Origin of the sequence: Aquimarina addita, assembly GCF_039539305.1 — a bacterium.
Taxonomy (GTDB): Bacteria; Bacteroidota; Bacteroidia; order Flavobacteriales; family Flavobacteriaceae; genus Aquimarina; species Aquimarina addita.
Map to the genome: position 1 here is coordinate 152,003 of NZ_BAABCW010000009.1, position 15,067 is coordinate 167,069.

The 15,067-nt window shown below is 31.9% G+C and carries 13 protein-coding genes; 6 read left to right on the plus strand and 7 right to left on the minus strand.

Annotated elements, in window-relative coordinates:
• Positions 1-193: 193 nt before the first annotated feature.
• Positions 194-343 carry a hypothetical protein gene (locus ABD816_RS12525; protein WP_344927820.1) on the minus strand — a complete coding sequence of 50 codons (150 nt, stop codon included), beginning with the start codon at positions 341-343 and terminating at the stop codon, positions 194-196.
• A 435-nt stretch (positions 344-778) separates the two neighbouring features.
• Between ABD816_RS12525 and ABD816_RS12530 the strand changes: the two genes are divergently transcribed.
• A complete protein-coding gene (locus ABD816_RS12530) occupies positions 779-1,291 on the plus strand; it encodes a hypothetical protein (protein WP_344927821.1) in 513 nt (170 codons plus the stop codon).
• 119 nt (positions 1,292-1,410) lie between these two features.
• Here the strand turns inward: ABD816_RS12530 and ABD816_RS12535 are convergent, their stop codons facing one another.
• The 3 genes from ABD816_RS12535 to ABD816_RS12545 are packed head-to-tail and all read right to left on the minus strand — an operon-like array spanning position 1,411 to position 3,844.
• Entirely contained in the window at positions 1,411-1,740 is a 330-nt protein-coding gene (locus ABD816_RS12535; RefSeq protein WP_344927822.1) for a MerR family transcriptional regulator, read from the minus strand.
• A gap of 2 nt (positions 1,741-1,742) precedes the next feature.
• Positions 1,743-2,861: a CapA family protein gene (locus ABD816_RS12540; protein ID WP_344927823.1), complete on the minus strand. Its 1,119-nt coding sequence runs from the start codon at positions 2,859-2,861 to the stop codon at positions 1,743-1,745.
• Positions 2,862-2,866: 5 nt separating this feature from the next.
• A complete protein-coding gene (locus ABD816_RS12545) occupies positions 2,867-3,844 on the minus strand; it encodes a peptidoglycan DD-metalloendopeptidase family protein (RefSeq protein ID WP_344927825.1) in 978 nt (325 codons plus the stop codon).
• A 190-nt stretch (positions 3,845-4,034) separates the two neighbouring features.
• Between ABD816_RS12545 and alaS the strand changes: the two genes are divergently transcribed.
• The 4 genes from alaS (at position 4,035) to ABD816_RS12565 (ending at position 9,158) form a co-directional block, all read left to right on the plus strand.
• The gene (gene alaS / locus ABD816_RS12550; protein WP_344927827.1) at positions 4,035-6,671 is read left to right on the plus strand and encodes an alanine--tRNA ligase; all 2,637 of its coding nucleotides are present in this window, start codon (positions 4,035-4,037) and stop codon (positions 6,669-6,671) included.
• A 53-nt stretch (positions 6,672-6,724) separates the two neighbouring features.
• A complete protein-coding gene (locus ABD816_RS12555; protein ID WP_344927829.1) occupies positions 6,725-7,672 on the plus strand; it encodes a GSCFA domain-containing protein in 948 nt (315 codons plus the stop codon).
• A gap of 222 nt (positions 7,673-7,894) precedes the next feature.
• On the plus strand, positions 7,895-8,413 hold the full coding sequence (locus ABD816_RS12560) for a GNAT family N-acetyltransferase (protein ID WP_344927830.1): 519 nt from the start codon (positions 7,895-7,897) through the stop codon (positions 8,411-8,413).
• Between the two features lie 82 nt (positions 8,414-8,495).
• A complete protein-coding gene (locus ABD816_RS12565) occupies positions 8,496-9,158 on the plus strand; it encodes a haloacid dehalogenase type II (protein WP_344927832.1) in 663 nt (220 codons plus the stop codon).
• A gap of 562 nt (positions 9,159-9,720) precedes the next feature.
• Here the strand turns inward: ABD816_RS12565 and ABD816_RS12570 are convergent.
• From ABD816_RS12570 to ABD816_RS12580, 3 genes are all read right to left on the minus strand, one after another.
• Positions 9,721-10,260: a hypothetical protein gene (locus ABD816_RS12570; RefSeq protein WP_344927834.1), complete on the minus strand. Its 540-nt coding sequence runs from the start codon at positions 10,258-10,260 to the stop codon at positions 9,721-9,723.
• Positions 10,261-10,451: 191 nt separating this feature from the next.
• The gene (locus tag ABD816_RS12575) at positions 10,452-11,147 is read right to left on the minus strand and encodes a hypothetical protein (RefSeq protein ID WP_344927836.1); all 696 of its coding nucleotides are present in this window, start codon (positions 11,145-11,147) and stop codon (positions 10,452-10,454) included.
• Positions 11,148-12,187: 1,040 nt separating this feature from the next.
• The gene (locus ABD816_RS12580; protein WP_344927837.1) at positions 12,188-13,930 is read right to left on the minus strand and encodes a LuxR C-terminal-related transcriptional regulator; all 1,743 of its coding nucleotides are present in this window, start codon (positions 13,928-13,930) and stop codon (positions 12,188-12,190) included.
• Between the two features lie 429 nt (positions 13,931-14,359).
• Between ABD816_RS12580 and ABD816_RS12585 the strand changes: the two genes are divergently transcribed.
• The gene (locus ABD816_RS12585; RefSeq protein WP_344927839.1) at positions 14,360-14,911 is read left to right on the plus strand and encodes a hypothetical protein; all 552 of its coding nucleotides are present in this window, start codon (positions 14,360-14,362) and stop codon (positions 14,909-14,911) included.
• Positions 14,912-15,067 lie beyond the last annotated feature (156 nt).

A 15,067-nucleotide genomic window follows, 5' to 3' on the forward strand; every position in this document is an offset into this window, starting at 1 on the left:
TCTGCCTCTCGTGTAGCGCATAGAGTTAGGATATAGAAGCCTTATTTGCTGATTTTTGTAAAGAAGTGGTCTTGTTTTGATACCTCACACTCTTCGGTCGAGGTAATCTATTAGTAAATAGTATCCAATATTTAATTATATAAATAAATTTCAAGCACATCTTAACGTAAGATGTGCTTGAGAAACACTTCATTTATTCTTTAGTTTTGTAATCATCATCTGTGTGTCTTGGAAGGTCTTGAGGGTCATTACCTGCTGGATTACGCAAGCTACCTCCGCTAATACTGTGTTGTTGCTTTTTGTTAAGTGATTTTAAACCATTTAATTCTGCTAAACTTTTCATTTGTTAAGTTTTTTAAGATGATATTCTTTGAACATTTATAGACACTCAAAGTTTATGTCTGTATATATTGATACCATTAGTACTATAAATGTTACGTTATTTTTACTTGATTTTTTAAGCATTCTAATAAGTAAACCTTACAGAATGTTTAAAAAGGTTTATTTCCTGTTTTAAAAAGGAATTTATCCCCTATCAAACAGGATAAAATCCTTTTAGAAACAGGGCGAAAGACTGCAGTTATCTTGTTGTTTTATAAATAGATTTGTGTTCATATTTAGAAACCTCACAAATTCTTTAAGACATGATTTACTTAAAAATAAAGCCGGCAAACTATTTTGTTGTACTTCACAAAAAAGATAAAAGTTTCTAGAGACAGATCATTTCTTATTGTCTGTATAAAAAGAAATAAGATGTCATTCTTAAAATTTAATTATCATGAAAAAATTATTGTATGTATTACCATTAGTAGGAATTTTGATTTTCTCATCGTGCGATCGGGATGATTCAAATCAGTCCGAAGAAACCATAGTAAAGGACGCTGGTTTTTCTATACAAGATGCTGGGTGGGATTATAACTATCCTATTGCAACAACTACAAAAGAGTTATCCTTATTAATGGATGACCCAAAGGCAAATATTGTAAGAAGTGAAGCTGATTTTAAGCGATTTGTAGCCTCAGAGCCTTTATTAAAGAAGGTGTTTTCTGATGTAGAACTATATAAAAAAGTAGTCGGAAGTATGAAATTTAATGAGAGAGGTTTAAAAACGTACTCATATGAAGCTGTACGTAAAGCATATCCAAATGAATTCAGAAGGATTATAGCAGCAATAGGTTTTGGTTTTGGCTTTGATGAAACCTTAGGGATTGATTATGATGGCAAGGAGTGTTCTTCTCCAGCAACTTGTACTTCTAAACAGAGTGCGATTTGTATTGGAGATAATTGTTGATATAATCTGGTTTACCTCCTTTTTTTGATTGTAAAACTAAGTTGTATTATAAGTATATACCTTCTTAAAAAGAAGTGGTTGAAATCACCTAAAATAAATTTTTTGGGTGATTTTACTGATTATAATTGCTCTTTAATCTTCAGCAACTGCCCTCTGATGGATTCTAATTTTCTTATAATATCAAAATTGTCTAATGTCTCTTGTTTTTGTTCTTTGAGATGTACTTTAGCACCGTCTAGTGTGAAACCACGCTCTTTGACCAAATGATAAATGAGTTCCAGGTTTTTGATATCTTCGGGAGTAAATTTTCTATTGCCTTTAGCATTTTTTTTAGGTTTCAGAATGTCAAATTCTTTTTCCCAAAAACGAATGAGAGAAGTGTTAACACTAAACGCGTCTGCTACTTCACCGATACCATAGTACATTTTTTTAGGTAAATCAATATACATGTTTAGTTCTCTTTATTTTGGATAAAAGTTCCGTCTTCTTTAAAGACCAGATTGCTTTCAGGAAAATCTTCCTGTGTGAGTTTCTGAATCTCTTTTAGTGCTCTTTTTTGATCATCCATAAATGGATATATTTCGTCTATCTGTTTAGCAGAATGTAATTTTCCTTTTATAAAATTACCTTCAAGGTCAATATCAATTTCTGCAATAGGGGCGTATCCTTTAATTCCACTCAGATTAAATCGTGAATAGGTACAAAAATTCCCTAAGCTATAGGCGATAAACTTATTATTATATACTTCAAATGCTCTGGATACGTGAGGTCCATGACCTAAAATAATATCGGCGCCAGCATCAATCAATGTATGTGCAAATAAATATACGTTACCGCGATCTTCACCATAAAAACGTTCTGTTTTTCTTGTTACATGGGTGTGGTCAGAACCTTCAGCACCCCCGTGAAAAGAAACAATGATGATATCAACTTTTTCTTTTAACTCTTCAACAATCCTTTTTGCATTTGTTAAGTTATGAATTTTCACACAATCTTTGTTAGGAGCAAACGCGCAAAATCCGTAGGTAATTCCGTTTTTCTCAAAAATTGTAGATTCTTGAGCAAAAATTCCTGCATAGGCAATATTATGTTTTTCTAGAGTTTTAGCAGTATTTTTGATTCCAATACTACCAAAATCACCTATGTGATTATTAGCAATACTCATCACATCAAATCCCGTTGACTCCAGATATTGACCATATGATTCTGGGGATCTGAAAGAATAGCATTTTGATGGGTCAGAGCAATGTTTCGCATTTTTGCCTTCGTCTGTGAGTGTGCCTTCTACATTTCCAAATAAGATGTCAGCTTCTTTTAATACACCTTCTACTTTTTCAAAAGGATTAGTGCCTTCTGCAGGCATATAACTGGCATTTGGGAAATTGGTTGCCATCATAATATCGCCCACTGCCATAAGCTTTATAGATTCAGGAATCGCTAATTTTTCTAATGCCAACTTTGTGGTATTGGCAATAATAACCATTGAATCAATTTCTTTAGCCGAATATTTTTGTGCGTGTATGGTAAAACTAAAACAAAATAATAGAATGGTAAGAAGTATTTTGTGCATAGTTTTTAATCTAGAGTTTCATTAATTAGTGAGGAAGCTTTTAGCATTTCATTGAATTCTTCAGAAGTTAAACTTCCATAATAAAAGTTTCGTGGATTGATTCGATCTCCATCTTTAAAAATCTCATAATGTAGATGTGGAGCGACCGATCGACCTGTGCTTCCTACATAGCCAATCACATCTCCACGTTTTACCTTATCTCCTTTTTTTACATTATACTTACTTAAATGTGCATATAGACTCACATAATTAAAACCGTGATCAATTCGTATATGATTGCCATACCCTGTAGAATTAGCATCAGCACGGGTAACAGTTCCATTACCAGATGCATATATAGGAGTTCCGGATTCTGCTGAGAAATCCATGCCATAATGAAATTTTCGAGCTTTCGTAAATGGATCACTTCTCCATCCATATCCAGAAGCCATTCTTTTTAGATCAGAGTTCTGTATGGGTTGTATAGCGGGTATTGTAGATAACAATTCTTCCTTTTGCTCTGCCAGATCTTTTATTTCGTCCAGTGATATAGACTGTATCGCAATTTGTTTGGTTAGCTTGTCTATTTGTTTCTTGCTTTCAATAATAATTTCAGAATTATCATACCCTTCATATCCCTTGTATCTGTTTACACCTCCAAACCCTGCATCTCTGACCTCACTAGGAATGGGTGGAGCACCAAAATATAATCTGTAAATATTATCGTCTCGTTGGGCAATTTCTTCAAGTACAATATGATCTTTCTTCAATTGGTCATTCAATAACTTGTATTGAAGTTGCATATTTTCCAGCTCCCGTTTGTAAGCTTTTTCACGCGGTGTCTCTAATTGAGGAATGTTAAGGTATATAATCAGAAGAATAAGACCTGCAAAAAAAGCTCCAAGAACACCTAAAATAGCAAACCCAAATTTGCGCCCTTTCTTTTTCTCAATTCTTCTATAAGATAGTGTATCGCTATCGTAATAATATTTAACCTTTGACATAATCTAAAATATGCTATTTTTGCAGGATATTTGCCTAAAAAAGGTAGTTCATATCCACGTGATAGAACAAATATAATAAAATGTCGTTAAGTCTGTAGAAAACACAAGCATATCCATAAGATATCTTATGTTTTACTTATAAAAAGACAGGAAAAAGGATGTTTTTTAAAAACAAATAATTTAAAAACGAATGAAATCCCAGGAAATAAGAAAACAATTTTTAGCATTTTTTGAATCTAAAAAGCACAGTATTGTTCAGTCAGCCCCTATGGTTATTAAAGATGACCCGACACTGATGTTTACGAATGCCGGGATGAATCAGTTCAAAGAATATTTTTTAGGAAATGGAACTCCTAAGAATAGTAGAATTACAGATACTCAAAAGTGCCTGAGAGTAAGTGGTAAACACAATGACCTGGAGGAAGTAGGAATGGATACGTATCATCATACGATGTTCGAAATGCTGGGCAACTGGAGTTTTGGAGATTATTTTAAGAAAGAGGCGATACAATGGGCATGGGAGTTATTAACGGATGTGTACGGAATCGATAAAGATATATTATATGTCTCAGTTTTTGAAGGAGCTGAAGAAGATGGTCTTGGGATGGACCAGGAGGCGTATGATCTATGGAAGGCTATTGTGCCAGAGGATCGCATCATTATGGGTAATAAAGATGATAATTTCTGGGAAATGGGAGATCAGGGACCGTGTGGACCTTGTTCAGAAATTCATATTGATTTAAGATCCGAAGAAGAAAAAGCAAAAATTTCTGGAAGGGATTTAGTAAATCAGGATGATCCATTGGTCGTAGAGGTTTGGAACCTGGTATTTATGCAGTTCAATCGGAAAGCAGATAAATCATTAGAAAAATTACCAGCACAACATGTAGATACCGGAATGGGGTTTGAGCGATTGTGTATGGCACTGCAAGGAGTGAAATCTAATTATGATACGGATGTTTTTACACCACTAATCAGAGAAATAGAAACCATTACTAACTCTCAATACGACAAGCATAGTAAGCCTAATGAGGATAATGGAAAAGTAAGCGTAGCAATAAGGGTCATTGCAGACCATGTAAGAGCCGTGGCATTTTCTATAGCTGATGGTCAATTGCCAAGTAATACAGGTGCAGGGTATGTAATCCGTAGAATATTGCGAAGAGCAATTCGGTATGGATTTACATTTTTGGATACCAAAGAACCTTTTATATATAAGTTGGTTGAGACATTAAGTAACCAAATGAGCGATACTTTTCCAGAATTAAAGTCTCAGAAGAATTTGATTTTTAATGTAATCAAAGAAGAAGAACAGTCCTTCTTAAGAACATTGGATAAAGGTTTAGTGTTGTTAGATACAGTGATTAAGAACACCAAGGCAAAGATTGTTTCTGGAGAAAAAGTATTTGAATTATATGATACGTTTGGTTTTCCAGAGGATTTAACAGCTTTGATTCTTAGTGAACAAGGGTATGAATACGAAGAAGAAGTTTTTACAGCAGAATTGCAAAAGCAAAAAGATAGAGGTAGGGAAGCTTCTAAGGTTTCTGCCGGAGATTGGGAGATATTAATTCCTGAGTCAGAAGAAGTGTTTATAGGATACGATACCACTACGGCAGATGTAAAAATCTCTCGATATCGCAAAGTAAATAGTAAAAAAGAAGGAGAAATGTATCAATTGGTATTTGATCAAACTCCCTTTTATGCAGAAGGAGGAGGGCAAGTTGGTGATAAAGGATATTTAGAATCTACTAATGGAGATGTCGTGTATATTATTGATACCAAAAAAGAGAATAATTTAATCATTCATTTTACTAAAAGTCTGCCTAAAAATGTCACTAGCAGTTTTAAAGGGGTGGTAGATACTAAACAGCGTTCCCGATCAGCTTCTAATCATACGGCAACGCATTTATTGCATCAGGCATTGCGAACTGTTTTGGGAACTCATGTGGAGCAAAAAGGCTCCATGGTACATAGCGGATATTTACGATTTGATTTCTCTCATTTTTCTAAAGTTTCTTCAGATGAATTGCAAGAGGTAGAGGATTTTGTAAACGCAAGAATCAGAGAAAGTTTACCCTTAGAGGAGCGACGAGGTATATCTTATAATCAAGCAATTGAAGAAGGAGCTATTGCATTATTTGGAGAGAAATATGGAGATGAAGTAAGAGCAATCAGATTTGGAGAATCTATGGAACTATGTGGAGGAATCCATGTAGAGAACACTGCTGATATATGGCATTTTAAAATTACTTCAGAAAGTGCTGTTGCTGCAGGAATTAGACGTATCGAAGCGATAACTTCGGATGCTGCAAAAGAATATTTCACATCGCAGTCGGAAGCATTTGGAGCAGTAAAAGCCGTGTTGAAAAATGCAAAGGATCCAGTAAAAGCGATTTCCGCATTACAGGAGGAAAATACGGGTCTTAAAAAACAAATAGAAAAATTACTAAGAGACAAGGCTAAAAACTTAAAAGGAGAATTGGTATCCGATTTTGAAGAAATCAATGGAATTCATTTTCTGGCAAAGAAAGTAGATTTGGACGCTTCTGGAATTAAAAATTTATCATTTGAGTTAGGAGGGCAGATGGAGAGTGCTTTTATACTTTTTGGTGCAGAAAATGATAATAAAGCATTATTGTCTTGTTATATCTCTAAAAACCTGGTTGAAGAAAAAGGACTAAATGCGGGTCAGGTAGTCCGTGAACTAGGCAAGTATATCCAAGGCGGTGGAGGAGGACAACCCTTTTTTGCTACTGCGGGAGGCAAAAATCCAGCTGGAATAGCAGAAGCTTTAGAACAGGCAAAACAATATGTAAAACAATAATAATCGTAAAAAAACTTATCATTCTCCTGTAGAAAGATAAGTGATTGATCTCTATGAATTTACAAACTAACATACCTATACAATCTCAGGAACCTAAAATTAATTATGAATCCGAAGTCCTGTTATTGGGATCTTGTTTTGCAGAGAATATAGGTGATAAATTTGAGTATTTTAAATTTAAAACACAGGTCAATCCTTTCGGAATTCTTTTTCATCCTAAGGCAATTGAAACTTTTCTGTGGATGGCAACACAACAAGAGAAGTATACAGAGACAGATATTTTTAATCATAATGAACAGTGGCATTGTTTTGATGCGCACTCCAGATTAAGTGGAACTGATAAATCACGAGTACTTCATTCACTGAACGAAGCTTTGGAAAAAACCCGTGAGAAAATTCAAACGGCGACACATATATTCATAACTTTAGGGACCGCATGGGTATATCGATTAGAATCACTGGATATGATCGTTGCCAACTGTCATAAAGTCCCTCAAAAAGAGTTTAAAAAAGAGTTACTGTCTATTGAAGAAGTTAATCAATGTTTACAAAACAGTATACATTTTATCCAGAGTATTAATAAGAAAGTTAAGATTGTGTTTACCGTATCTCCTGTAAGACATCTTAAAGATGGTTTAGTAGAGAATAATAGAAGTAAAGCCCATTTAATAGCTTCAGTTCATGAAGTTATTGCAACTGCTAAACAGTGTGATTATTTTCCGTCATATGAGTTAGTGATGGATGAATTAAGAGATTACAGATTTTATGATACTGATATGACACATCCCAGTAGTTTGGCTATTGATTATATATGGCAATACTTTAAAAGTACCTGGATTGAAGAAGCCGCTTTAGATACAATGAGAAAGGTTGAAGAAGTGCAGAAAGGCATGGCTCATAAACCCTTTAATCCAGGCGGTAAAGAGCATCTTTCCTTTTTGTATAATCTGGAGCAAAAACAATTACAACTAAAGGAAATACATAGTTTTATTGAGTTTTAATTGCTAGAGTTAATGAGTTTCTTATTATTAGCTACAAAAGCTAAATTGCAAGTCTTTAAGAAGACTTTTTAGCCAATTTCACTCTAAGAATTAAGAATGTTAGTTATGAGCGTGTTAATGTGATAGAAACAGGATGTTTTAATATAAAAAATCTTAATTTTCTTTCTTAACGTATTCAAAGTCTAAATGATATTAGAAAAGTAGTATATAAACTAAGTGGAAATGATAATATTAGTAACTAAAAGACTTCTGCTTAAAAAAGCTTCGCCTGGGGATGCTGCATTTTTTTTAACCCTTTTAAACAGTCCTAATTGGATTGAATTTATTGGTGATAGAGAAATTAGAACAACAAATGATTCTATTAAATATGTAGAGGATAGTTTGATTAATTCGTATAATAAAAATGGCTACGGTTTATATATAATGTATCTGAAAGATAGTGAAAAACCAATTGGGATCTGTGGATTTATAAAACGTGATTATTTGGATAGTGCTGATATTGGTTTTGCAATTTTACCAGAATATGAAGGCAAGGGGTATACTTATGAAGCATCAATAGCTACTATGGAATATGGTAAATCTCAATTAAAACTAGATATAATATTTGCTATAACAACAGAAGAAAATAAAAAATCTCAAAATCTCTTAGCTAAAATAGGGCTTACAAAAACAGGAAAAATTACTCCTGAAAATACTGAAACAGAATTTTTGTTGTTTTCGAATAGTAAGAAAAAGGTTTAAAAGATTTCATTATTTTTCATAACCTATATCAATGTTCGTTCCTAATTTATTGGACTGTTTTTTAAAATAAGATATACATCGTATGACAATAAAAGCTTGTGTATTTGATGCCTTTGGAACATTGTTTCAACTAGCGCTACCATCAACATTAATAAATGATGACAGGGCTATAAATGCCTTGAATATTTGCCGACAAAAGCAATTAGAATATTCCTGGTTATATAGTCAGATGGGGGCATATATTCCTTTTGAAGAAGTTACTAAAAAAGCGTTAGCATATGCATATGCTAAGTTACAGATCACAGACAGTAAATTTAAAGAACAATTGCAAACTATTTTTTTGACACCCAATTACTATGATGACGTTCTAGAAACCTTAAAAGAACTACAACAAAATGATATTACATGTGGTATACTATCTAATGGTTCTCCAAAGATGTTAGAGGGTGTATTGGATTACACGGGACTACAAAATACATTTGACTTTGTGCTATCAGCCGATACTGTAAAAACGTTTAAGCCTAATCCTAAAGTGTACCAATTGGTAGTAGATCATCTAGGTCTGATAAAAAAAGAACTACTTTTTGTGTCCTCTAATCAGTGGGATATAGCGGGTGCTAATAATTTTGAATTTAAAACGGCTTGGATTAACAGACAGAATATTACTAAAGAACCTATAATTGAGCATACGAATCATCGGGAGCTTAAAAGTGTTATAGATGTTTTAAGAATCGTTTGTGATTAAATGTATAGAATATACAATTGTAATTTATTAATAAAATTTCTCCTTAGGGTTTGTAATATAGGCATGAACGATGAATTTTTAATGGTTTGTATTGCCCATTAAGGCTTAGTCTTAGATGAGATTTCACAATCTTTTGTCGTTTTTGGGTAGTGCACATTAGTCCAAGACTTTCTTTAAAAAATCATTCTCAACTTGCAACTGACCAATTTTACTATAAAGAGAGTTCTTTTCCTTATCCGTTTCTTCAATTTTAGTCTTGGAATCAAAAGCTTTGTAAGAATTTTCTATAAACTCTCACTTCTAAGTGGATATTTGGGTAGGATAGATATCAAACTTTGAGCTAATTTCCTGTAAAGTAAGTTAGATACTTAATCGCTTCTAAAGCTATTTTAGCCTTGAAAGATAAACTAATTTTCTTCTCTAATTTTTCATATGTACATTATTAAACTTACAATTTATATTGCTGCCTTAAAAATGGGGAATATTATATAAAACAAGACCGCCTTGTTTTAAGACCGCCTTGTTTTAAATTCTTACTATTTATTTTGATTATAGAAATAGTTTAATCGTCATCACTGACTACATAAAATTCAAGTTCGACTGCAACATTTCGGTTTTCAACATTAAGATTAGTAGCAGACCAATAGTTATCTTCTAGTCCATCATTATTTCTTGTAACTACAAGTGGATACAACAGGGATCTATTTTCATTGTATAAAAATACAGCGCATCTACTATTTTCTCCAGGAGGTGAATCACCCACAAGAACGTAACTTTCTACTCTATTTTGGATTGTTACTGAAAAAGATCTACCATCAATATCCTCTGTATATTCTTCAACCCAAACACTATAGCCAAAAATTGCTATTTCATTATCATAGTTTATATCATCAAATAGTGAAACCCACATTAATGCTCTTCCATCAGTTTTGTTGTTACCATTAGATTTTATTTTTTCAAAACCTTTTTGGAAATCATTCGTATTATCATATATCATAAGAACATCTTTTGAAGAGTCTGATGGTTCAACCATATCAACATATTGAGTAACTCCATTAGTATAGGCTTCAAATAATTCTGGAGAAGTTAATACTTCTGACATGGAATATTCAACGTCATTGTATATTACTTTGGCGTATAAATTGAGATCAGATTCATATTTAGAATCAATTAGATTTAAAGTTTCTAAATCGTTATTTTCTTCGTTTTGGCAGGAGTATAAAAACGATATACAAATGCCTAATATTACTATGTAATTTTTCATTATTTATAATTTAAAAAGGTTAATTAATTTTAATCAGCTCCATCTTCACATATACCAAAATCTCCAGCGCAATCAAATACTACTCCGATTTCCGCAGCTGCAGCTGCAGCAACACAATATCGTCTATGTCCCTCCAATACATTTTCATCCTTTATAAATTGATAACAAGTAATGTAGGTGCCGGCTCCAGTTAGTGCGCTGCCTTTCAGGAGACAACCAACTAATTTTGAGGCACAAACCCATATGCCATATTTTTGCTGCACCTGGCTATTTGCATCTTCTATTCTTTCAATAAAATCTGGATCGTTAATAACTGCTATCATTATTTGGTCTATTTCAGACTGATCAAGAAGAAACAACTCAGGATATTCTTCGTTTAGAGCATCTAGCGCTTCTATGGTTTCATCTATGTATTGACGCAAGAGAACTCCTTCAGGAAAAGTTTCATCAGGATCATTATGCTGCAGTAAGTTATCAAATTTAAAGTCAAATTCATTAATTTCCTCTACAGTTAAATTTGACTTGGCAGCTATTGATTCTGTTCTAAGCACTAAATCTTTTTGGATTAGAAAAAGAAAATTATCACTTTGTTTTAGATTATTGATCAGTTCTTGTGAAATGTCTGGTGTTTCTTCTTCTTCTGTGTCGTCATCGTTGCAACTGATTATACCAATGCTAAAAACAAATAGGATAAACCAATAATGGTATATTTTAAATTTTTTCATAATAAGTAATTTTATAGTTTGTATTAAAAATTAATTGTTTTACTGCTCTTAGTGCAGCCTAGTTTTATTAAACCTTCAAGTTTTGTGTTTCATGCCATTTTAGTATTTAATGAGCCCTTAATTTTTAATGTAGGCATTTAGGGGGTTGCCTGATTTGCGTGTTGAAAATTATTTGATTTAAAAAAGTTAATAAGAAAGAAAGGACAGTGATTATTTTTAGGTAAGCAAAAGGTAAGCCTATGTTGGTTTAGAGGTAAACAATAGGTGGACATGAGTTTCATTTTTTTTGAAATGATGGGTTGCCGTAACTTAGATGGAACTTTATGATAAAAGGATGTACGGTTTGTCTAGTAATTTTAACATAATGAACCTGTAATTATTTTATATACAAGTAGTTTATGTTTAGGTAGTTAAGTGTGAGGTTGACTTTTTTTATATATTATTGATTTAATTACTATCTACTAATATTTGTTTATTAACACAAGTTTAAGAATTAGTGTGTTTATTATACCAATAAGTCTTTTTTTTATGATTTTGAGCTAATATTTCGATAATCTAAATAAAACACAATGTTTTTTATACTTTCTTTTGGCACGATACAACTTTTTTTTTATTTTATTATAAATTATTTTATAGTTGCTAACCTTTGGAGTACCTATTTGATTACATCAAAAAGGTATAAATAGCTATAAAACGACAGTTTTTGTGATTTTAACATATTACTTTGATTATTTTAGATTGGTATATGTAGTGTGAGCTACTTTAGTTTTGGAAATATAGAGTGGGTTTTCGTCTGTTATGATGGACAGAAAATCAGATGTATTAAAATAAGCACATTTACTTGATTCCTGTGTTTAGGATTCATTTTGTAAAGTTTAGAAAGTGTATGGAGCCTTTCTTTATATTTTTAATTAAAAACAATGTAGTTTAAGGCTGTGTAGATTTTGAATAAATTTCTGCTTATTTTGTATATTTAAGAAGTAGAAGTGCGAATAGAGCCTTTATTTTGAGGTACGAAGACTTATTAGTAATAATTTATCTTAGAAATGATATTTAAGATACGTTTTTAAAGTAAGTGAAGGTGCAAGTTTCATTTTCTTTTTAATTCGGGTTCGAGCTGTTTTTACAGTATTTTCACTCACATTTAGAAAATCAGCGGTTTCTCGAATAGATTTACCCATTTTTGTAAGTAAACAATATCGTATTTCAATGCGCGAAAGTTGTGGGTATAAGATTTCAAGACGAAGCTTAAAGTTAATGTCCTTATCATTTATCTTTTCTGAATCAGATAATGAGCAATCAGCAGAATCTAGTAGATGATCTATTTTTGTTGCTATGGGATCTAAGTCAAGTGGATGTGTTGTGTTTAAATCTTTAATTTCATCTTTTAAGTCAATCATCATCGTCTTTCTTTCTTCAATTTTTAATTGTGATACCTCTAGTTGATTCTCTCTCAGTGTTATAGTTTCTCGTAGTAATCTTTCTTCATTTTTTTTTAAGTTTTTTACTTCATTTTTTTGAGAATAATACTTTTTATACACTAATAATGATGTGAGTAGTAACCCTAATATTAAGGACAAAAAGAGAATATATAGTTTGCGAGCTTTTGCTTCAGCCTTTAATATACTGTTTTCGTCTTGTATAGCTATGTTATGAGTCTTTTGATCTCTTAATTTATTCGTTATTTTTTTGTATGCTATATGTTGATTAAGATCATTAAGTGCTAAGGTGTCTTTTGTTTTTTCTTTTTCTTCATATAAATCAGCGATTATTGTATAGTTTCCTTTGGCTTTATGGCATGCAATTAATTGATCATATACGTGAGGGAACTGTTTTGTTTCTATCGTATAGGTTAATGCATCCTTATAATATATAATGGCTGTATCTATATCGCCTGTTTTTTGATAGAATTTCCCCAGATATTTTGAGTTAGTAAATAAAGCAGTTTTATTGTTAGATTGTTGCAGATAGAGTTCTCTAAGGGTTGTTGCCATGAGAATGGCTTCCTTGATGTTATTTAACAAAAAGAGATCATAACTTATCTCATTTTTTGCATGTACTAAGTAACTTGTGTCTTTGTTTTTTTCTGAGATGGTAATTATATCTTTGTGTAATTGATAACTTTGCCTGGGACGATTATATAATTGATAACACTTGGCTGTTTCTTTTAGTAAAAGTAATCTTTGTTGTAGATCCAGACTTGTAGTGTCTTGAATGCGAGGCTTTAATATCTGGATAGCCTTGCCGTAATGTTTTTGTTGTCTGTGATTTTGCGCTCGCAATACATCGAAAACAGTACCAAAGTTAATGTCATCCTTTTCTATAAAAGGATAGGCTTTGTAGTACGATTGAAGGCCTTCTTCCAGTAATCCAAAATTAGTAGAAAGAATTGCTCCTTTTTCTAAATAATGATTTAATGTTACTGTCTTATAAATAGCATCGAGGGTACCATCTTTTGTTAATTCTGCTATTTTAGATTCTAACCGATCAAAATAGTAAATGACGCTATCAATGTTTTTATGATTTATTTGGCTATGATATTTAGCCAAAGATTGATAACCCCTGAATTCTTTTTTAAGATCAGAAAAAGTGATGGCTTCTTTTAGGGATGTCAATTCTTTTTGATAATATAAAGAATCATTTACATTTTTATGAAGTCCAGGCGTATTATACTTTTTTGAATACACTGAAGAATCAATAGTGATTTGAGATATTCCAGGCAAAAAATACAATAAAATGAAGAAGCTTGAGAAATTTACGATAAGGTATCGAATTAATTTCATGGGTATAGGTTTTAGGTTTTAAGAATAACGCAATCGTATCCTTTTAAAAAGTACGGCTAACGTATAGTTTTGTGGTTGGATGCTATCTGAAAAAGTATTCGTTATATAAAGGAGTTAAACTTACTATAGTTTTTAGTGTTTTAGAGTATTGTAACAGAAAATTTTATATAACTGAAACACAATATAAGTTAATAAGATCAACAAATAATGGTTGTGAACTTTAATATAAACAAAATTTAAATAGAAAAGGGGAATATTCTGTGTATTGACGTACCTTTTCAGTGAAATTAAAGAATATGAGGTAGATAATTAAATATTTATTAAATAGAAGTGTAAGCGCTTTTTTGTTTATTAAAAAGCAAAATGAATTCTTAATAATTAGAATTTTTTTTAAACTGTCTTAAGTATATAGAATAAAATAACCACATTATGAAACACTATTCAAACCTATTCGCAAAAACTCTTATTTTGATGACCTTTTTATCTATGATGTCATGCACTAGTCAGAATAAGCTGGTAGAAATTGAAGATCATAAGAAACGTTACAAAATTAGTATTCCTGAAAACTGGAAAACCGAAGAAGATCAAGAATCTTCATCATGGTATATGGAGCATCCCATCCTTAATGAAAAATATACTTTATCGGTGCAATGGAATGAATCTAAAGGATTTGTATCTGATAAGGAGTTAGATGATTTCATTATAAAATATGGGGATTTGTCAGAAGTGATTAGAATGTTTAATACAGAGATCGTTATGAAAAGTAAAGGCTGTAAAGTGTTTAATACCTTACAGGTTTGTAGAATGGATAGCCGCGGTGTAGATATAGAAAGTAATGCTTTTATATCGTCTGATTATTATATCTCTCATCCCACTAAGGCTATACATTTACTTCTTTCTGTAAGAGTGAGTAAAAAAGAATTTGATGAGCATGAAAAAGAACTAACAAAGCAGATATTAGAGAGTGTTGTCTTTTTATGATATTGACTTTCATAACCTCTTTTATACTATTAATAATTCAGTCTAAAATTTACTTTAATTAGGGTGTAAATTGATCCCACTGCTTGTATATCAAATGTTTTAATCGTGTTTTAAAGATTCTATTTAGTTACAGAGAGATTTTATTTGATGACTAAT